Raw genomic sequence first — 19,662 nt, 5'->3', positions numbered from 1 at the left:
TTCAATAACAGGAAGGAGTTTTTTTAAATTTCTGTTATCCATTTTCAAAACTAAAATATTTTATTAAAGAGTTCTTGAGTTAGAAGCCCTAAAGATTTATGACCCCAGTCTGTTCCTGATACTGTTCCTGAAGTAATATCCCCCGTTTTGGTGTTTTTTACCGTATACGTGATGCTTACGGCTGGCTCCCCGTCAATACCAACCTTGTAACGCCACTCGTTAACGCTTCCCCCTATGACGCAGTTAAATTTCGTTTCAGCTTTCTTTTCTAACTTTTCAATTTCCTGCTTGGTATAGTCTGCCTCTTTTGGTGAAAAGTAGAGGTCTACGTTGTAACCCTTTGATTTCATTACTCCGTAGAGTATTGCTGCAACTCTCTCACCTGCTAAGGGAGTGTCTGATAGGTTGCTGAAGGGTAAAATGACACACCTTTCCTTCTTAGGAACTGTTACAGGAGCTCTGTTTATCTGTGTACAGCTGAAAAAGAAGAGGAGTAGAGGTACTATTAGTAGTTTTGGAATTTGTTTCATAGAACCTCCCTTTGAATTTACTGATATTTTACCTTAATAAATTTTCTATGAACCAGCGGAAAGTTCTTTTAAGGCCGTCTTTTAGAGAGAATGAAGGGGAGTATCCTAATGCCCTTATTTTTGAGATATCTGCTACAGATCTTTTTATATCTCCTTCTCTATGGGGTAAGAATCTTACGGGTGGTATTTTACCGGTTATCTCTTTTAGTGTTTCTATAAGAGCTAACAGAGAAGTTTCTCTTCCTGTTCCTACGTTGAATACTTCCCCTTCCGTTCTGCTGTCCCTTTCGGCAATTAGGAGTGCCTTTACTACGTCTTTAACGTAAACAAAATCCCTTGTCTGTTTTCCATCGCCGTATATGTCTATAGTTACTTCTTCTCCTCTAAGGTATCGGGCAGTTCTATCCATAAAGATGGATATTACTCCTGAGTAGGGAGATGAGGGGTCCTGTTTTTCTCCGTAGACGTTGAAGAAGCGGAGGGCAGTTGTCCTTAGTTCGTATAGGTTAAAGCTGTTTACGACGTAGCGTTCTGAAGCGTACTTGTCTACCCCATAGGGGGTGAGGGGTTTTACAGGCATGTCTTCTCTTTTTGGGAGCTCCGGCAGGTCTCCGTAAACAGCAGCAGAAGAAGCGAAGACGAACTTGTTTACTTTTGTTCTCTTTGATTCTTCCAACAGGTATAAGGTTCCATCAAAGTTTACCCTGTGGGTTTCAATGGGTTTCTCAACAGATTTAAAAACAGAAGCTACAGCTGCAAGGTGAAATACTGTGTCAAACCTGTAGGAATTAAACAGGTTTTTTAGGAACTCCCTGTCTGTTATTGAGCCCTTTATGAAGGTTAGGTTTTCGCTCTCTGGCAGGTTCTCTAATTTCCCCGTTGACAGGTCGTCTACAACTACAACTTCTCTTTCCTCTTTAAGGAGCTCCTCAACGAGGTGTGAGCCTATAAAACCGGCTCCTCCCGTTACAAGTGTAGCCATCATATCTCCCTTTTTAACAGCTGACTCTTAAAAAGTTCTGCCGTTTCTGAGTCTATGGCTGTTAAGTGGACCTCTTTAATGGTCGTTTTGCTATTCTCTTTCAGGAACTTTAGAACCTCGTCAACAATTACTTCCGTTCCTTTCTCTTTTGGGTAACCAAATATCCCGGTGCTGATTGCCGGCAGTGAAACGGAATTTACCCTCAATTTATCTGCAACTTCAAGGGCAGACCTTACGGCACTTCTCAGTTTCCTCTCTTCGTCTCCCTCACCCCAAACCGGGCCTACAGTATGGATTACAAATCTGGCTTTAAGGTTGCCACCGGTTGTCCATACTGCACTTCCAACAGGGACAGGACCGTTTTTCTTAATTATTTTGTCACTCTCCTCTTGAATAATACTTCCTCCCTTCCTGACAATGGCCCCTGCAACGCCCCCTCCGTGTTTCAGAAGACTGTTTGCGGCGTTTACTATTGCCTCTGTGCTCTCCTCTGTTATATCTCCCTGAACTACTTTTATTGTTCTCCCGTTTATTTTTAGCTCGGCAAGAGTTTTCAAATTTCCCTCCTTGCTTTCCGATTGGCATGGAATTAGATTATTAGTAATCCCTAAGTCGGCACCTCCCCATACCTCCGGGAACCGTTCCCGGAGTTTTTCTTATCCCAGATCACCCCAGATAAACTGTATCAGAGCCATTCCAGCTATTGCTGCCGTTTCTGCCCTTAGAATTCTCTTTCCCAGATAGATAGGTTTGAAACCCTTTTCTTTCAATATCTCTATTTCTTCCTTTTCAAGTCCGCCTTCCGGACCTACCACAAAAGAAACGGAGTTCGCAGAGTAGTTCTGATAGTCTTTCAGGGACTTTCCCCCTTTTTCCCACAGAACGAAAGAGAGGTCTGCATCGGTTTCTATCTCTGTTAGCTTTATCGGTTCTCTTATTTCAGGTAAGATGTTTCTTCCACACTGTTTCGCAGCGTTAACTGTTATCTCCTTCCAGCGCTTCAGTTTTCTTTCCCAGTTTTTTGTCAGCTGAGCGTTTGATGACCTATTACAGATAACAGGAACGACCTCTGTAACTCCCAATTCTGTAACTTTCTGAAGGGCCAGCTCAAACTTCTGAAGTTTGTTGGTTATTCCCATGAAGAGTGTTGAATGGAGGGGGCTGTCTCTGTTTACGTTCGTCTCTTCTATGATTTTTACCCTGACGGATGTGGGAGAGGCAGCGTCTATAACCGCAAGGTACTCTTTTCCCTCTCCGTCAAAGACGATTATTTCGTCTCCTTTTTTAAGCCTCAGAACTTTGAGGGCGTGGCGGGCCTCCTGACCCCTCAGGAAGGCCTCGCCGTTTTTTACGCCGTTTATCTTGAACCGTCGCATCTACTTGACTCCGGTTGTCTCCTTGTTCTTCCTCTTTTTCTTCTCACGAACCGAAATCCGTCCTTTAGGTGTAATGTCAAAGACAACCTCTCCGCCTTCTGTGAAGCGACCCATCAGTATTTCGTCTGTGAGCCTGTCTTCAATGAGGTTCTGGAGAGCTCTCCTTATTGTTCTTGCACCGTACTCTTTTCTAAACTCTTTCTCTACAACGTACTCAATGAATTTGTTTGTAACGTGAACCTTGAGGTTCCTCTCTGCAAGCTCTTGGTTGAGCCTTTCAACCTGCTTCCTGACTATCTCTTTAACGTCCTCTTTTGTGAGAGGATGGAAGACGATTATTCCGTCCAATCTGTTTAAGAACTCGGGCTTGAAGAATCTCTTAACCTCGTCAAGAACGTGGGCTTTCATCCTTTCAAAGGATCTCTCTTCCTCTTTTCCGTCTGAAACCTCAAATCCCATTCCCCTCTGTGCAGAGAGGAGGTGTTTGGCGCCGAGGTTACTTGTCATTATCAGTATTGTGTTTGTGAATGAGACAGTTCTTCCAAGGCCGTCTGTCAGCCTTCCATCCTCCATTATCTGGAGGAGGATGTTGAGGACATCTGGGTGGGCTTTCTCTATTTCGTCAAGGAGGATGACAGTGTAAGGCCTTCTCCTTACAGCTTCCGTAAGCTGACCGCCCTCTTCGTACCCTACGTAGCCGGGGGGAGCTCCTATCAGCCTTGAAACAGTGTGTTTCTCCATGTACTCAGACATGTCAAGGCGAACCATTGCCTTTTCATCACCGAACAGGTACTCGGCAAGGGCTTTTGCAAGCTCGGTCTTTCCAACACCGGTCGGTCCTAAGAAGAGGAAACTTCCTATAGGCCTGTTGGCGTTTGCCCTGATTCCTAACCTTGAGCGTTTTATGGCCTTTGCTACAGCTTTAACCGCCTCTTCCTGACCTACAACCCTTTTGTGGAGCTCCTCTTCAAGCCTCAGCAGTTTCTCTGCCTCTTTCTCCTGAAGCTGTTGAACGGGAATGCCCGTCCAGAGGGCAACAATTTCTTCAACTCTCTTCTCATCTATAACGACCTTCTCTGAAGACTGTTTCATCTTCTCCTGGCGGCGGAGCTCCTCAAGTTCTGTTAAGAGCCTCAATTCTCTCTGCTTGTACTCGTGGGCCTTCTCATACTCGGCCATAGCTAAGGCTTCTTCCTTCATAGCCTTAACCTTTTCAATCTCCTCTTCAATCTTCCTTATCTCGTCGTTTTTGCCGGCAGACTGAAGCTGTGCTTTTGCTCCGGCTTCATCAATAATGTCTATAGCTTTATCCGGCAGTTTCCTGTCGTTTATGTACCTTACTGCCAGTTTTACTGCCCTCTCTATGGCACCATCTGTAATAACAACGTTGTGGAACTCCTCAAACTTACTCTTAAGGCCTTTCAGTATCTCTATTGTGTCTTCAATTGAAGGTTCCTCAACCATTACAGGCTGGAACCTCCTTTCAAGGGCACCGTCCTTCTCTATGTACTTCCTGTACTCGTCAATGGTTGTGGCACCTATTACCTGAATCTCTCCCCTTGAGAGGGAAGGTTTCAGAATGTTTGAAGCGTCCATTGAACCTTCAGCGGCACCTGCTCCAACGAGCGTATGGATTTCATCAATAAAAAGGATGACATCTTTGTTGTTTTCAAGCTCTTTTACTATTGCCTTTAACCTCTCCTCAAACTGTCCTCTGTACTTGGTTCCAGCAATGAGAGAGGCCATATCTAACGAAACAATCCTTTTGTCTTTCAGTTTTTCCGGGACTTCCCCTTTTGCAATTCTGAGGGCTAAACCCTCAACAATAGCTGTTTTACCTACTCCCGGTTCTCCTATTAGAACCGGGTTGTTCTTCCTGCGCCTTGCAAGGATGTGGGTAACCCTTTCTATTTCCTTCTCCCTTCCTATAACAGGGTCTAACTTCCCTTCCCTTGCAAGCTCTGTTAGATCGCGGCCGAACTTATCAAGGTTGGGAGTAGAGCTCTTCTTAGAGACTTTCTTTTCCCTGTTTATTCCCTTAAGTAGGTTTGCAACCTCTCTCCTTAAGGTGTAGTGGTCAAGTCCGTAACTTCTGAGAATCCTTCCGGCAAGTCCCAACTTCTCCTTTGAGAGGGCTATAAAGAGATGTTCTGGTCCTACATAGGCGTGACCAAGAATCTTGGATTCTTCAAGTGCGTGTTCAAGGACCCTTCTTGCTTCTGTTGAGAAGGTGATCGTGTTTATGTCAACTTCGTAAGGAGCAGGTTGAACCTGAGAAATGATAATTTCCTGAATTCTGGGTTTGGAAATGTTGTATTTTGCAAGGATCTGGTTTGTAATTTCATCCTCTTTAAGGAGTGATAGTAAAATGTGTTCCGTTCCCAATTTCTCACACCTTAAAGCTACGGCCTGTTCTTTGGCCTTTATAATTACCTGTCTTGCTTTTTGAGTGAACCTTTCAAACATACACACTCCTTTTATTGGGTTTGGTTAACTATTAAGCCATCTTTTATAAAGTATACGTTATCTGCATAACTTTCCAGTTCACTATTATGGGTGGCTATCAGGAACGTAGTTCCAGTTGCCCGATTGAGCCGTTTCATTGTTGAGATGACTGAGTGGGAACTCTCCGAGTCTAAGTTACCGGTGGGTTCGTCAGCAAGGACGATTTCAGGTTCTGTTACAAGGGCTCTGGCGATTGCTGTCCTCTGTTTTTCTCCTCCTGAAATCTCAAATGGTCTGTGAGATAATCTATGCTCAAGTCCAACAGACTTCAATACCTTTTTGGCCTTTTTCCTCGCTTCTCTTTCAGGAATTCCCCCTACAAGAAGTGGAACCATAACGTTTTCAACGACTGTTAGCTCGTTTATCAGATAGTGGAACTGGAATACAAAGCCCACTTTCCTGTTTCTGAATAGAGCCAGTTCTTTGTCGTTCAGCTGAAAGACATCTTCCCCTCTGTAGAGAACTCTTCCCTCTGTAGGTCTGTCAAGAGTTCCCAGTATGTGGAGAAGGGTTGATTTGCCGGAACCTGATGCTCCCATCAGTAGAGAGAATTCTCCCTGCTTAAGGGATAAGTTGATTCCTTTGAGTGCTACAACCTCGTCGCTCTCGGTTTTGTAAACTTTAACTATCCTTTCTGCTCTGAGTATTTCCAAGTACCACCTCCTCTGGAGAGAAAAATATGGAAAAGAGGGTTCACAAGCTAACTTTTTACCACCCAAAACTTGAGAGAATTTCTAACTGTTTGAGTGAAGGATATATCGTAGGAGGGTTTATCAGGGATAGGTTGTTGGGTATCAGAAAAGATAAGGTTGATATAGACCTTGCCGTTTGTAGTCCTGAAAGTGTTGCAGCCTGTGTGGAAAAGGAGCTCTCCCTCAAATCCTTTTCCTTTGAGAAATTTAAAACCGTTTACTCGTTCGTCGGCAAGGGTTTTAGAATTGATATCTCTAAAATTCTGGGAAGTTCCATAGAGGAAGACTTAAAGAAGAGGGACTTTACAGTAAACGCTATTGCCGTTGATGTGAGGGAGCTCTTCCTCCCTTTCAACGACGATGTTCTCCTTATAGATCCAACGGGGGGGTTTGAGGATCTTCAAAGAGGAGTAATAAGGCCTGTTTACAGTAATGCTCTTTCAGATGACCCGATAAGGATCTTAAGGGGAGTCAGGTTAAAGTTGGAGCTCAGTTTTGATTACCATTCCTCTTTCGTTGCTCAGGCAACAGAGTGTAGCAGGCTTTTAGGGGGAGCTCCCCCCGAAAGGTTAAGAGATGAGCTTGTTAAAGTTTTATGCCGTAACAAGTTCCACTTGTTCCTGAGGGAAATTGACTCTTTAGGTGCCTTCTATCCAGTTTTTAAAGAGCTGAGCGGTATTGAGAAGATTCCCCCTTCCGGGCTCCACCAGTTTGACCTTAAAGAGCACACCTTCAGATGTGTGGAGCTGCTTGAAACCTATGCTTTTCCCCGGAAGGCAGAAATTTTGGAAGAGTACGGAGAGAGAATTGGAGACAAAGAATTTTTCGTAGGGTTTACTGATAAAGAATGCTTAAAGCTGGCTGCCCTCTATCACGATGCCGGAAAACCAAAAACCGTAAAGGAGAAGGACGGTAGGCTTACGTTTCACGGTCACGACAGACTGGGGGCTGAAATTGTAAAGGGAGCTCTCTTAAGGCTTTCTTTTGGAAGTAAAGCGGCTAAAATGGCCTATACCTGTGTAAGGTATCACTTGAGGCCTTTCTTCCTCTACGAGCTTTTTAAGAAGGGAGAGCTCTCAGACAGAGCGATTTACCGTTTCTTCAGAGATGCAGGAGAGTATGCCTTTCACGTTCTACTCCTTTCAGTGGCAGATTTTGGGGCAACTTCGGAGGAGTGTTACAGGGAGCTCTCCTCTTACAGTTCTTTCCTTAAACAGCTAATCTTTTTCTACAGAGACCGTCTTGAAGACCTGAAACCTCTCCTCACAGGCAGGGAGATAATGGAGATAAAGGGAATAGAAAAGCCGAACAGGTGTGTGGGTATTTTCAAGGAAAAGCTCTTGGAACTTCAAGCTCTTGGAAAAGTTAGAACTAAAGAAGAGGCCGTGAAGGCTGTAAGGGGTTTTAACTGTGAGGATACTTATAAACAGTAGTTACGTTGTTAAACCAGATGGGCAGGTGGTAAAGGATGGCTGGGTAGTTGTTGAAAACGGTTTAATTAAAGGTTACTATCGAAACCCCCCTGAGGGAAACTTTCAGAGAATTGAAACTCTGTCTGGATATCTCTACCCTCCCTTTGTAAATGCCCATACCCACCTTGAGCTCTCTCTCCTCCCATTTAATCCCGATTCTTTCCCTTCTTTCTTTGACTGGCTTCTCTGGATAATAGGGAGAAGAGGACTTTTTACCGAAGGTGAGATACTAAAAGCTCTGGAAACTGCTGAGATTGAACTTGAATCTTCAGGAACCGTATATGCAGGAGATATCTCCTCTTTTGGCCTTTCCCCCAAGTTTCCTTTTAAAAAAGTGAGAGTAAAAGCCTTTAGAGAGTTTATAGGAAAAGAATTCTCTCCAGAGGAGTTTACACCCCCAGTTTCAGCCCATTCTGTTTACTCCGTTTCCTTTGAAGCCCTTAAATCAATAGCGGAAGACAGCCTTAAAAGAGGATATAAGTTTCAGATTCACCTTGGCGAAACGTATCAGGAACGGCTATTTGTAAGGTGCGAGAGAAACCTCTTTGAGGAAGTTATCTATCCGTTTATAGGAAGGAAGCGTTATGAAAGGGTCTGTTCAGAAAACCTGATTGACTATCTGAAAAAGGCGGGAGCTCTCAACGAAAACCTTATAGCCGTTCACTGTGTAAACCTAACGGAAAAGGAGCTTAATGCCCTTACAGAAGCTGGAGCCTCTATTGTTCTCTGTCCTCGCAGTAACATTCACCTTAAAGTGGGATTTCCCAAAGTAGAAATCCTTTTGGGGTACGATAAGCTTGCACTTGCTACCGACGGTTTGAGCTCAAACGTTACCCTTTCGGTTATTGACGAGTTAAGAACGGTTTACTACGCCCTTGAAGGAAGGGTGAGCGTGAGGGAGCTCCTTCCCCTTATAACCACCTCTGCTGCAGAAGTCCTCTCTCTTGATAGCTACGGAGAAGAGGCTGTTTTTTCCTTTCTACCGTCCCTTTCTGCAGAGGTAGACCCTTTTACTGCCCTTTTAAGAGGTAGAGAGTTTAAAGTTCTTGACTACACATACTTGCTTTGATTTAATTAAACCTGAGTGCGAAAACACAGACAGCAAAGGAGCCGTAATGTTTAAAGTTCTCTACGACATCTTCAGTTCTGTCAAACTTGCTATTTTTCTCCTCCTTACCCTTGCGGTAACTTCAATAGTTGGAACGATAATTGAGCAGCAGCAGGATCCTGAGAAGTACTTAAGAGAGTACGGAGAAACGACGTACAAAATTCTCAAGTTCCTGGGCTTTACAGATGTTTACCATTCATGGTGGTACATAGCCCTTTTAACTCTCCTTGCCTTAAACCTGATAGTGTGTTCAATAAAGCGCCTTCCAAAGATCTGGAAAGTTGCGATGAAGCCCCGAAAAACCCTTCCTACGGGTTACGAGAAGGGGCTCAGGATCTCAAGTTCAATAACCCTTCAAGCTCCCATTAAGGAAGTTAAGGAAAAATTAGTAGAAACCCTTAAAAGTTTTAGGTATAAAGTGGAGATTTCTAAAGAAGAGGAATCAGAAGTTCATATTTTTGCAGATAAGAATGTTTTTGCCCGGTTTGGCGTTTACATAGTTCATTTAGGTGTTTTAATTGTTCTTATAGGTGGTCTTACAACTGCTATTTTGGGTTTTAGAGGTTATATGAATCTTGCAGAAGGGACTGCAAGCAATCTGGTTAGTTTCTTCTCAGGTCCTAAAATAGTTGAACTTCCCTTTTACGTAAAGTGCAATAAGTTTAAGATAGACTTTTACCCTTCAGGGATGCCTAAAGCTTACATATCAGACCTTTCAATTATTGAAAATGGAAAGCAGGTTTTGAGGAAAACTATAGAAGTTAACCATCCTCTTAAGTATCGAGGAATTTACTTTTACCAGGCCAGCTACGGTCAAGGGGAAGCTTTCCTCAGGATAGTTTCGCCGAAAGGAGAGAAAATAGTTGGTGTGGCCTTTGGTCAGCCAGTTAAGTTAGGTAAAGATACCTACCTGAAGATAGTGAGCATTGATGGAAACACTATGACAATTGGAATAGAGTTCATCCAAAATGGAAAAGTTCAGGAAGGAGCCATAAAGCCTTTTGTCCTCTATAAAGTTCCTGGAACAGATAAATCCTTTGCAATGGTTGACTTTAAGCCCGTTTTCTACACCGGGCTTCAGGTGTCAAAAGACCCGGGAACCTGGATAGTCTGGGTAGGGAGTATTGTTCTTATAGGAGGTCTTATAGTTGCCTTCTTTATTCCCCACAAAAGGGTATGGGCAAGGCTTGAGAAGAAGGGGGAGGATAAGACAAGGCTCGTAATTGGTGGTCTTGCCAACAAAGGAAATGAGAGCCTTGCAAGGGAGCTTGAGGAGGTCTTAGGGGTGCTGAAGTCTTCATACTGTAAGAATACCCCTAAGGAGGAAGAGTCATGATCCATTCCGTAACACTCTTTAACGCAGGAATGGTAGCCTATTTCCTTGCGTTCCTTTTCTACACCGTTTACACCTTTTCAAAGAGCAGCTGGTCGTCAAAACTTGCTACCTTCTTTGCCTGGTTAGGCGTTTTTATCCAGGGAGCAGGCTTTGTTGTAAGGGGAATAGAGAAGGCAAAAGTAAATATGGTTTCCGACTGGACGGCCTTCTATAAGTATGCTCCTTTTACCAACATGTACGAGTCCCTCATGCTCTTTGGCTGGATGGCAGTGTTGATCTACCTCGTTTTTGAATGGAAGTACAAGAATAAAGCCTTTGGTATGTTTGTAATTCCCCTTGCGCTGATAGGGGAGCTCTCCACACAGATATTGGGTTTCAGCGAGGAGGCTCAGCCTTTAGTTCCAGCTCTCCAGAGCAACTGGCTCCTCTTTCACGTTGTAACAACCTTTGTTGGCTACGCAGCTGCGGCTGTTAGTGCCGGAATTGCATATGCTTACTTTGCTAAGAGAGACGATACAACTACCAAGGATTGGGTAGTTATCTTCCTTACAACCTGGTTTATCTTCTTCTTTATTATCTACTCTGCCTTTAGAGAGAACGTTATTCTCTACCTAATAGTTTCAGCTGTAGCGGCGGCTCTGTTCTGTCTGTTCCTCTACCTAATTAAAAAGACAGGAATTTCTAAAATTCTCCCTTCAGTTGATGCTATGGAGCAGATGATGTACCAGTCTGTTGCTGTGGGTTTTGTCTTCCTGACAATAGGAATTATCCTTGGAGCTGTTTGGGCTAAGTACGCCTGGGGTGGATACTGGTCCTGGGATCCTAAAGAAACCTGGTCTTTAATTACCTGGCTGGTCTATGCTGCCTACCTCCACGCCCGCTACATAAAAGGACTCAGGGGTAAACCCCTTGCCTACTTTACGATAGTAGGGTTTTTAAGCGTTATCTTTACTTACTACGGTGTAAACCTGATAATTCCGGGGCTTCACAGCTACGCCCAGTAGTTTAAGGCCGGTTTTTTCCGGCCTTACTGTTTCCTGCTTAGATACTCGTGTATTCCTTTTGCCGCTTTTCTTCCATCTCCCATAGCAACTATTACGGTTGAACCTCCCCTTATAACATCTCCCCCTGCAAACACTCCTGGGAGATCTGTCATTAGAGTTTCCGGGTCAACGATTATCTCTCCCTTTTTTCCTCTCTTTATTTCCTTCACCCCATCTACAACAACAGGGTTTGGCCCCTGACCTATAGCCATTACAACAGAGTCAACTTCCAGAACAAACTCCGAGCCTGGAATCGGTATGGGCTTTCTCCTTCCAGACTCGTCCGGCTCTCCAAGTTCCATCTTCACGCACTCTATTCCCTTTATCCAGCCGTTCTCTCCCAAAAACCTTACCGGGTTTGTAAGCGTTTTGAAGATTACCCCTTCCTCCTCTGCGTGCCTCACCTCCTCAACCCTTGCAGGCATTTCCTCCTTTGAACGTCTGTAGATAACCATCACCTCTTCAACTTCTTTGAGTCTTAGAGCGGTTCTTGCAACGTCCATTGCCGTGTTCCCGCCGCCGATCACAGCAAGCCTCTTTCCCGTGAATACCGGAGTATCCATTTCAGGGAACCTGTAAGCTCCCATCAGTAGGACGCGGGTTAGGAACTCGTTTGCAGAGTAAACGCCGTTAAGGTTTAACCCTTCAATGTTTAACATGTAGGGAAGCCCAGCTCCTGAGCCTATAAAGACAGCGTCAAACTCCTCTAAAAGCTCGTAAACCGTTTTTGTTTTTCCAACGATAAAGTTCAGCTCTATTTTTGCCCCCATCTCTTTGAGGAAGGAGAGTTCCCTTTCAACTATCTCATTGGGAAGCCTGAACTCTGGAATTCCGTAAACCAAAACGCCCCCTGGTTCGTGTAGAGCTTCAAATATTGTTACTTCATAGCCCATCTTAATGAGGTCTGCTGCACACGCAATTCCTGCAGGGCCAGAGCCAACAATTGCAACCTTTCTGTTCCTCTTTTCAGTTATAACTATCTTCTCGTATCCTACAGAAGCTTCATGGTCTCCTGCAAAAGCTTCAAGGGCTCCTATGGCCACCGGATCTCCCACTTTCCCAACAACGCAGGCGCCTTCACACTGTATCTCCTGAGGGCAAACCCTTCCACAGACCGAAGGGAGTATGTTCTCTTCTTTTATCTTTCTCGCTGCTTCAACAAACTTTCCTTCCTCTATCAGCTTTATAAACTGAGGAATGGGAACGTTAACGGGACAGGCCTTTACACAGGGAGAGTGGGGGCACTGAAGGCATCGTTTTGCCTCTTCCATTGCCAACTGTGGAGTGTAGCCGAGCTTTACCTCTTTAAAATCTTTAACCCTTTCTTCCGGTTTTCTTTCAGGTACAAGGACTCTCTCTTTTATAATCTCTCTCTTAGCCATCCCTATCCCCTATAACATCCACAGTGTTTTCTTTGAAACTCTCTCATTGCCTCTTCTTCTTTTTCCCTGAACATTCTTAACCTGTTCATCAGCTCGTCAAAGTCAACCTGATGGGCGTCAAACTCCGGTCCGTCAACGCAGGCAAACTTAACTTCTCCACCTACTGTTACTCTGCAGGCGCCACACATTCCCGTTCCGTCAACCATTATCGGGTTGAGAGAGGCTACTGTAGGAACACCATAGTTTCTTGTAAGGTCTGCAACTGCTTTCATCATTGGAACAGGTCCAGCACAGATGACCATGTCAATCTTGGTTCCAGAGTCCAACAGGTTTTTAAGGGCATCTGTTACTAGGCCTTTCATACCGTATGAGCCATCATTTGTCGTTACGATTACTCTATCTGCAAGGAGCTCCATCCTATCTTCCCAGAAAATAAGCTCTTTTCTTCTGAATCCCATAATTACTGTCAGTTCGTTTCCCACCTCTTTAACTCCCTGGGCTATGTGGTGAATAGGAGCGAGTCCTAGGCCTCCGCCAACTGCAACAACATGGCCCCAATTCTCTATGTGGGTTGGTTTTCCTAAGGGACCCACAACGTCTCTTATGGAGTTTCCTTCATCAAAACAGGAAAGGTGGTAGGTACTTTTTCCGACTCTTTGAACCATAAGGGTTATAGTTCCAGCTTCCGGATCCTTATCGGCTATTGTTAATGGAATTCTCTCCCCTTTTGCGCTTACCCTTATGATTACAAACTGACCCGGTTTAGCCTTTTGCGCTATGAGGGGAGCTTCAATTATGAACTCGTCTACGTTTTCTGCAAGCTCTCTCTTTTTAACTATCCTGAACAACAGACACCCCCTTTAGACTTTTGTTTTTTTATTATAAGCCCTTTGTAACAATTATTTAAGAACTTCAAGTGGCTGAATGTGATAAGTTTTTCCGCTGTAAATCCTGCTTATGTCAAAGTAGAGTCCGCTCTTTCCCCAGATACCTGACGTTCCGGCCGTTCCTATTACTTCCCCTCTTTTCACTAACTGATTGGGTTTTACGAACACTTTGTCCAAGTTGCCGTAAACAGTTCTGAAACCTTTGGGATGTTGGATTATGACCATTTTGCCAAAGGCTTTTAGTAGTTTGCTGTCTTTTCCGGCAAACTTTACTATTCCAGTTTCGGCGGCTTTGACGGGAGCTCCCGGCCGACTTACGATGAAAATTCCCGGGTAACCATTTTCCCTGATCGTTGGGTCAATTCTTCCATCTAATGGGAACTTAAACTGTATAGGTCTATTAAGTTTTAAAACATCCCTGTAACCTACCAGTATTTTGAGTTTTTGTCCTGGACGGAGAATGTAAGGTCTTCTTAGCCTGTTTATTCTTATGATTGACCTTGGAGAAACGTGAAATTTTTTCGCTATTTTTATAACTGAATCTCCAGACCTTACACGGTAGTATTTATAGACCGGGACTTTTGTCAAGCCGTCTGGTACAAAAACTGTTTTACTGTTTTTTTTATTAAATTTCCCCACTCTTGAACTTGAAGAAAATTTTGATTTTTTCTTAATCGGTATTCTTAATTTTTGACCAACGTAAATAATGTGCCCTTTGATCCTATTAATCCTCTTAATTTCTGAAACAGATACTCCAAACTTTTTGGCTATTTTTCCTAAAGAATCCCCTCTTTTAACTCTATAGATAACATATTTTGTGTGATGTTTTGTCTTTATAGTGGGTTTATCTTTGGTTGGAATTTTAAGTTTCTGTCCTACGTATATAGTGTTTCTTCTTAACTGATTAGCTCTCTTTATCTGTGTTATAGATACACCAAATTTCTTAGCTATTTTACTTAAGGAGTCTCCTTTTTTTACTCTGTAGTAAACTGTGGCATTTGCTGAGTATATAAACAGAAAGAGGCTAATAAGCAATATCAAAATTCTCATAGCTTCCCCGCGGTTCTGTAAATTTGTAATCAATATCTGTAACTTTGGCAAAAAAGGGACCTTCCCAGAGTTTTGAGAGGAGTTTTTCTAAGAGTTCTTCCTCTCCTTCTGCATATACCTCAACCCTTCCATCTGGAAGATTCCTGACGAAACCTTTGAGCCCTAACTTTCTCGCAATATCTCTTGTGAAGGCCCTATAACCTACCCCCTGAACTCTACCAGATACGAAGGCGTGCAGGCCTTTTACAGCCATTTTTCAAGCTCCTCAAGAGTTTTCTTAAAACCCATATCTATTAGATCCTTTAACTTTGAAAAGTCAAAGGGGCTGTAAGGGATCTGGTGGTTGACTATGATATCACAGTAGTTGAGCCGCCAGTTCTGGTTTTCTATTATTCCGGCAACTGAAGACCTCTCAAGGACTTCAGTTATAGAATCTGGGTTGAAGTTTCCTGCTGCCGTATTGACGTTTGAGCATATGTTGATCTCAACACCGGCAGATTTTGTTACTTCAGCCGGCAAACAGTTCCTTACACCTCCATCTATATAGTAGCTGTTTCCCACCTTCCAGGGGGAGAAGAGGGGCGGAACAGAACAGGAAGCTATAACCCAATCTGCAGATGGTCCCTCTCTCTTTACCTCAACTTTAAGAGTTTTCAGGTTCACAGTAACTGGGGCAAACGGGATTTTAAGTTCCGATAGATCAGGGTTTCCGGTGAGTTCTACTAAGATAGAATAGAGACCTTCAAGTTTGAACATTCCACCCCTAAAGTGGGGCTTTGCCAGTTTTCGCCATGAAAGAGTTTCCCCTATTTCTGTTATTTCTTTAAGTGGCAAACCGTAGGCGTAAAGGAAGCCAACGAGAGCTCCAGCACTTGAACCTGCTATGAAAGATGGGCTTAACCCTTTATACTCCAATGCTTTAAGAAAACCAATATGGGCAGCTCCCTTGACGAAGCCGCCCGAAAGGGTAACGCCAATTTTCTTCATTTAGAATTCTAACTCGTCTCCGGGGTTGAGTATCTGAACGTTCACTCCCCTCGCCTCTGCCAACTTCTTAAAGTCTTCTGGTTCAGCATCTATTATCGGCCAGGTCTTAAAGTGCATTGGAATTGCAATTTGGGGTTTTATGAGCTCTGCCGCAATTGAAGCGTCCCTTACGTCCATCGTGAAGTTTCCGCCAATGGGCAGAAGTGCTGCAAATACTTTCTCGTACCTTCCAAGGAACTCCATATCAGCTATTAGCCCTGTGTCTCCTGCGTGGTAGATGGTTCTCCCTTCAACCTCTATGAGCATTCCGCATGGGGTTCCAAGGGTGATAACCTGGTCGTTTTCAATTACGGAGCTCCCGTGGGCAGCAGGAACTAACTTCACCCTTCCAAAGGGGAACTGGTAGCTTCCCCCTATGTGCATTGCGTGGATGTTTTCAACACCTTTTAAATTACAGTATTGGCACACTTCAAAGATGCTTACAATTGTTGCTCCTGTTCTCTTTGCTATCTCTATGGCATCTCCAAGGTGGTCTCCGTGACCGTGGGTAACGAAGATGTAGTTGAGGTCTGTAAAGTCTTCAGGCTTCGCAATCTTCCACGGGTTCCCGTTTAAGAACGGGTCAATCAGTGCCTTTATCCCTTTACCTTCTACGTAAAACGTGGAGTGTCCTAAATACCAGAGCTTAGCCATCTCTCCCCTCCTACAGAGCTTTTATCAGTTTGGGAAGCCTTGACCTAATTTTAAATCTGGTTCTACCGTAAAGGGGAGTTCTTTTAGCTATAGCTATCAGGAAAGTGTCGTTAACCAGATTGTAGACGAAAATGGCGTAGTTCTTTGAGAATATTATCGTCTCCTCAAGGTTGTCCTTTTCTCCAGTTAACTCGTGGATCGTTTCATCGCAGGTTTTTACCGGGTTAACCAGCTGTGTTGAGAGCTCCTCTGAATCAACAGAAGTCTGATTACTGTCGTATCTGTAGACAACTATTCCGTCCTCATCAATTATGAGGGCAGATTCAACTTCTGGAATCTCCTCAACCAACGATTTTAAGATCTCTTCGCTCATAAACCCCCCTAAACGAGTCCCCTTTCAACGAGGAGCTCCGCTATCTGAACGGCGTTCAGTGCCGCTCCTTTCCTCAGGTTATCTCCAACAATCCAGAGGTTAAGCCCGTTCTCTATTGTATCATCTTTCCTTATCCTTCCAACCAGAACGTCGTCTTTTCCTGCAACGTCAATGGGGGTTGGATAGACGAGGTTTTCAAAGTCGTCCATAACCGTTACGCCGGGAGCTCCTTCCAGAGCCTTCCTTGCCTCCTCAACCGTTATCGGTTTTTCAAACTCAAGGTTTACAGACTCGGAGTGCCCTATAAAAACGGGAACTCTCACGCACGTCGGTGAAACTTTAATGGAATTATCGTGCATTATCTTCTTTGTTTCGTTAATCATCTTTATCTCTTCTCTTGTGTAGCCGCTCTCAAAGAACTTATCTATGTGTGGAACGCAGTTAAAGGCAATCTGCTTTGGAATCTTCTTAGGTGGTGGAACCGGCTTCCCTTCAAGGACTGCCCTGCTCTGTTCCTTTAGCTCCTCAATAGCCTGAGCACCGGCTCCTGAAACTGCCTGGTAGGTTGAAACAACAACTCTCTTTATCCTTGCAATATCGTGGAGAGGTTTAAGAACAACAACCATTTGAATGGTTGAGCAGTTGGGGTTGGCAATTATTCCCTTATGCCATTCAACGTCTTCAGGGTTGACCTCTGGAACAACTAAGGGAACGTCCGGCTCCATCCTGAACGCAGAGCTGTTGTCAATAACCACAGCTCCCCTCTTAACGGCTTCAGGGGCAAACTGTTTACTCCTTTCTCCCCCTGCGGAGAAGAGAGCTATGTCAACCCCTTCAAAGCTCTCAGGCTTCAGCTCCTCAACGGTTATTTCCTCACCCTTAAACTTGACCTTCTTTCCTGCAGACCTTGAAGATGCAAGAGGAACGAGTTTCTCAACGGGGAAGTTCCTCTGTTCTAAAACCTTCAACATTTCCTGGCCAACGGCACCTGTTGCACCAACAACGGCAACTGTATACCCCTTCATTCCCTACCTCACATAGACTTGATTTCTTCAGCTATCAGGTCTCCCATCTCCTCCGTTGAGACAAGCTTGCACCCTTCAGAGTAGATGTCCTTTGTTCTGTAGCCCTTTGCAAGGACGTTTCTTACTGCCCTATCTATTGCCTCTTCAACCTCTGGCATGTTGAAAGAGTAGGTAAACATCATTGCTGCAGAGTTAATTGTTGCAATCGGGTTTGCGATGTTCTGGCCTGCTATATCCGGAGCTGAGCCGTGGATAGGCTCGTAAAGGCCAATTTTCCCGCCGATTGAAGCAGACGGGAGCATTCCTAAAGAGCCTGTCAGCATTGCGCAGGCGTCAGAAAGAATGTCTCCAAAGATGTTCGTTGTAACAATAACGTCAAACTGCTTCGGCCACCTGATTATCTGCATTGCAGCATTGTCAACGTACATATGGTTGAGCTCAACGTCTTCATAATCTTTGTGAACCCTCTCAACAACCTCTCTCCAGAGAACCGTCGCCTCAAGGACGTTCGCCTTATCAACGCTTGTAACTTTTCTGTTTCTCTTCCTTGCAACCTCAAAGGCTACCTTTGCAATTCTCTCAACTTCGTGCTCGTAGTAGCGGAGCGTGTTTATTCCAACCCTTTCATCGCCGTCAACAAAAATTCCCCTTGGAATTCCAAAGTAGATTCCACTCGTGAGTTCCCTCACAACCATAATGTCAACGCCCTTAACAACTTCAGGCTTTAAGGTTGAAGCATCTATCAGCTCATCGTACAGCTTTGCAGGGCGCAGGTTTGCAAATGCGTTCAGGAGTTTTCTCATTCCCAAGAGAGCTCTCTCAGGCCTTATCCCAAAGGGCAAGTTGTCCCACTTGGGCCCTCCAACTGCTCCAAGGAGAACGGCATCAGAGGAGAGGATTATCTCCTTCGTTTCATCTGGGAACGGAATGCCTGTTTCATCAATTGCGGCTCCACCGATAAGGCCGTATTTGTAGTTGAGCTTAACGTTGAACTTCTCTGAAACTGCGTCTAAAACCTTAACTGCCTGCTTAACTATCTCTGGGCCGATTCCATCACCTGGAAGAACTGCTATCGTAAACTCTTTCAACTTACCCCTCCTTAAGTCCTAATTTCTTCTTCGCATACTCCATAAGCCCGCCAGCTTCCATTATCTGCCTTATATCCTCTGGAATTGGGTTGGCCTTAAACTCCGTTCCCTTTGTTACGTTCTTAATGACTCCCGTTTCCGGGTTTACTTCAACAATGTCTCCCTCTTCAATTCCCTCAACAGCTTCAGGAGACTCAAATATTGGAAGACCTATGTTTATTGCGTTCCTGTAGAAAATCCTTGCGAAAGATTTTGCTATTACTGCAGAAACCCCAGCAGCCTTTATTGCAATTGGAGCGTGCTCCCTTGAAGAACCGCAGCCAAAGTTTTTACCTGCAACTATTATGTCTCCCGGCTTTACCTTTTTGGGAAATTCAGGGTCTGCGTCTTCCATAACGTGTTTTGCAAGCTCTTTTGGATCTGAAGTGTTGAGATACCTTGCAGGAATTATCTCATCAGTGTTTATGTCGTCTCCAAACTTAAAAGCTCTCCCCTTGAACACTTCTGCCATTTTTCCTCCTTATAACAAGAACTTGTTTGCTGGAATTGTAAATCGTTAAGATGGGCTCTTCAAGGGAAGGGGGATGTAAAGAGTTGTAGGGAGGTGAAGAGTTGGGAGGAAAATAAAATGGAGCGGGCGACGGGATTCGAACCCGCGACCCTCAGCTTGGAAGGCTGATGCTCTAGCCAGCTGAGCTACGCCCGCTCATCAGTTCCTGCTGGATAGGTAATATAGTCAAGTCTTTGGAGATGTCAACAGGTTTTGATTAGCTATTAATGGTCTCATTAATTGAACGAAAGTAATAAATTATAGTTATTCTTAGAAACCAACGGATTTACAGTATTTGTTTTCAATATAGTTAGGGTAATTCTTATGAATATTGAATTAAAGGATATAGAAAGTATCAAGGAGCAGATCTGGTCAGCTTTAAGTATTTATGAAGGAATGGATATTACTATTGGTTGCCTAAATAAAACTTGTAAGTTTTTCTTACTTCCTGATTTTACTTGTAAAGTAGATCAGTTGTATGGTGGTATTCTTGTAGCAGAAGTTGAAAACAGAGAAGAGTATGAGTATTTAAAGACGAGATATGAAAGGCCTAAGGAAGGGAAAATTCCTTACTTATTAATAG

At 44.0% G+C, this 19,662-nt stretch carries 21 protein-coding genes and 1 tRNA gene; 5 read left to right on the top strand and 17 right to left on the bottom strand.

Going from position 1 to position 19,662, the window contains the following annotated elements:
• Window positions 1-50 precede the first annotated feature (50 nt).
• The 6 genes from F8H35_RS04615 to F8H35_RS04590 all read right to left on the bottom strand — a co-directional run bounded on the left by F8H35_RS04615 (window position 51) and on the right by F8H35_RS04590 (window position 6,046).
• The gene (locus F8H35_RS04615) at window positions 51-530 is read right to left on the bottom strand and encodes a hypothetical protein (RefSeq protein WP_472572379.1); all 480 of its coding nucleotides are present in this window, start codon (window positions 528-530) and stop codon (window positions 51-53) included.
• Window positions 531-558: 28 nt separating this feature from the next.
• On the bottom strand, window positions 559-1,512 hold the full coding sequence (locus tag F8H35_RS04610) for an NAD-dependent epimerase/dehydratase family protein (protein WP_472572378.1): 954 nt from the start codon (window positions 1,510-1,512) through the stop codon (window positions 559-561).
• Window positions 1,512-2,069: a macro domain-containing protein gene (locus F8H35_RS04605; protein WP_472572377.1), complete on the bottom strand. Its 558-nt coding sequence runs from the start codon at window positions 2,067-2,069 to the stop codon at window positions 1,512-1,514. The genes F8H35_RS04610 and F8H35_RS04605 overlap by 1 nt, the downstream gene beginning before the upstream one ends.
• A 99-nt stretch (window positions 2,070-2,168) precedes the next feature.
• Window positions 2,169-2,888 (bottom strand): 16S rRNA (uracil(1498)-N(3))-methyltransferase, encoded by a 720-nt coding sequence (locus F8H35_RS04600; RefSeq protein ID WP_472572376.1) that lies wholly within the window; start codon window positions 2,886-2,888, stop codon window positions 2,169-2,171.
• Window positions 2,889-5,354, bottom strand: coding sequence for an ATP-dependent Clp protease ATP-binding subunit (locus F8H35_RS04595; protein WP_472572375.1), 2,466 nt, complete (start codon window positions 5,352-5,354; stop codon window positions 2,889-2,891).
• 11 nt (window positions 5,355-5,365) lie between these two features.
• A complete protein-coding gene (locus F8H35_RS04590; RefSeq protein ID WP_472572374.1) occupies window positions 5,366-6,046 on the bottom strand; it encodes an ABC transporter ATP-binding protein in 681 nt (226 codons plus the stop codon).
• 26 nt (window positions 6,047-6,072) lie between these two features.
• Between F8H35_RS04590 and F8H35_RS04585 the strand changes: the two genes are divergently transcribed.
• The 4 genes from F8H35_RS04585 to ccsB are packed head-to-tail and all read left to right on the top strand — an operon-like array spanning window position 6,073 to window position 11,005.
• Complete coding sequence (locus F8H35_RS04585; protein WP_472572373.1) at window positions 6,073-7,518, top strand: HD domain-containing protein; 1,446 nt, start codon at window positions 6,073-6,075, stop codon at window positions 7,516-7,518.
• Entirely contained in the window at window positions 7,496-8,626 is a 1,131-nt protein-coding gene (locus F8H35_RS04580; protein ID WP_472572372.1) for an amidohydrolase family protein, read from the top strand. Before F8H35_RS04585 ends, F8H35_RS04580 begins: the two co-directional genes overlap by 23 nt.
• A 46-nt stretch (window positions 8,627-8,672) precedes the next feature.
• Window positions 8,673-10,001 (top strand): cytochrome c biogenesis protein ResB, encoded by a 1,329-nt coding sequence (resB, locus tag F8H35_RS04575; protein WP_472572371.1) that lies wholly within the window; start codon window positions 8,673-8,675, stop codon window positions 9,999-10,001.
• Window positions 9,998-11,005 (top strand): c-type cytochrome biogenesis protein CcsB, encoded by a 1,008-nt coding sequence (gene ccsB / locus F8H35_RS04570; protein WP_472572370.1) that lies wholly within the window; start codon window positions 9,998-10,000, stop codon window positions 11,003-11,005. Before resB ends, ccsB begins: the two co-directional genes overlap by 4 nt.
• A 23-nt stretch (window positions 11,006-11,028) precedes the next feature.
• Here ccsB and gltA read toward each other — a convergent pair whose 3' ends face one another.
• From gltA to F8H35_RS04515, 11 genes are all read right to left on the bottom strand, one after another.
• Window positions 11,029-12,426, bottom strand: a complete 1,398-nt coding sequence (gltA, locus tag F8H35_RS04565) for an NADPH-dependent glutamate synthase (RefSeq protein ID WP_472572369.1) — start codon at window positions 12,424-12,426, stop codon at window positions 11,029-11,031.
• A gap of 2 nt (window positions 12,427-12,428) precedes the next feature.
• The gene (locus F8H35_RS04560) at window positions 12,429-13,274 is read right to left on the bottom strand and encodes a sulfide/dihydroorotate dehydrogenase-like FAD/NAD-binding protein (RefSeq protein WP_472572368.1); all 846 of its coding nucleotides are present in this window, start codon (window positions 13,272-13,274) and stop codon (window positions 12,429-12,431) included.
• 51 nt (window positions 13,275-13,325) lie between these two features.
• Window positions 13,326-14,414: a murein hydrolase activator EnvC family protein gene (locus tag F8H35_RS04555; RefSeq protein WP_472572367.1), complete on the bottom strand. Its 1,089-nt coding sequence runs from the start codon at window positions 14,412-14,414 to the stop codon at window positions 13,326-13,328.
• Entirely contained in the window at window positions 14,338-14,616 is a 279-nt protein-coding gene (locus F8H35_RS04550; RefSeq protein ID WP_472572366.1) for an acylphosphatase, read from the bottom strand. The genes F8H35_RS04555 and F8H35_RS04550 overlap by 77 nt, the downstream gene beginning before the upstream one ends.
• Window positions 14,607-15,350 (bottom strand): patatin-like phospholipase family protein, encoded by a 744-nt coding sequence (locus F8H35_RS04545; RefSeq protein WP_472572365.1) that lies wholly within the window; start codon window positions 15,348-15,350, stop codon window positions 14,607-14,609. Before F8H35_RS04545 ends, F8H35_RS04550 begins: the two co-directional genes overlap by 10 nt.
• Entirely contained in the window at window positions 15,351-16,043 is a 693-nt protein-coding gene (locus F8H35_RS04540) for a metal-dependent hydrolase (RefSeq protein WP_472572364.1), read from the bottom strand.
• A gap of 10 nt (window positions 16,044-16,053) precedes the next feature.
• Window positions 16,054-16,416 (bottom strand): roadblock/LC7 domain-containing protein, encoded by a 363-nt coding sequence (locus F8H35_RS04535; RefSeq protein WP_472572363.1) that lies wholly within the window; start codon window positions 16,414-16,416, stop codon window positions 16,054-16,056.
• A gap of 8 nt (window positions 16,417-16,424) precedes the next feature.
• Window positions 16,425-17,441, bottom strand: a complete 1,017-nt coding sequence (locus F8H35_RS04530; protein ID WP_472572362.1) for an aspartate-semialdehyde dehydrogenase — start codon at window positions 17,439-17,441, stop codon at window positions 16,425-16,427.
• An 8-nt stretch (window positions 17,442-17,449) separates the two neighbouring features.
• Entirely contained in the window at window positions 17,450-18,529 is a 1,080-nt protein-coding gene (leuB, locus tag F8H35_RS04525; protein ID WP_472572361.1) for a 3-isopropylmalate dehydrogenase, read from the bottom strand.
• A gap of 1 nt (window position 18,530) precedes the next feature.
• Complete coding sequence (gene leuD, locus F8H35_RS04520) at window positions 18,531-19,040, bottom strand: 3-isopropylmalate dehydratase small subunit (protein WP_472572360.1); 510 nt, start codon at window positions 19,038-19,040, stop codon at window positions 18,531-18,533.
• A 118-nt stretch (window positions 19,041-19,158) separates the two neighbouring features.
• Window positions 19,159-19,235: transfer RNA gene (locus tag F8H35_RS04515), tRNA-Gly, on the bottom strand.
• 168 nt (window positions 19,236-19,403) lie between these two features.
• Here F8H35_RS04515 and F8H35_RS04510 point away from each other — a divergent pair.
• Window positions 19,404-19,662 (top strand): hypothetical protein (locus F8H35_RS04510; protein WP_472572359.1); only part of this gene is annotated, 259 nt, incomplete at its 3' end.

This window comes from Thermovibrio sp. (assembly GCA_015488335.1).
GTDB lineage: Bacteria > Aquificota > Aquificia > Desulfurobacteriales > Desulfurobacteriaceae > Balnearium.
The sequence above is the reverse complement of the archived record's forward strand: the minus strand, read 5'-3'. Positions and strand labels throughout refer to the sequence as shown.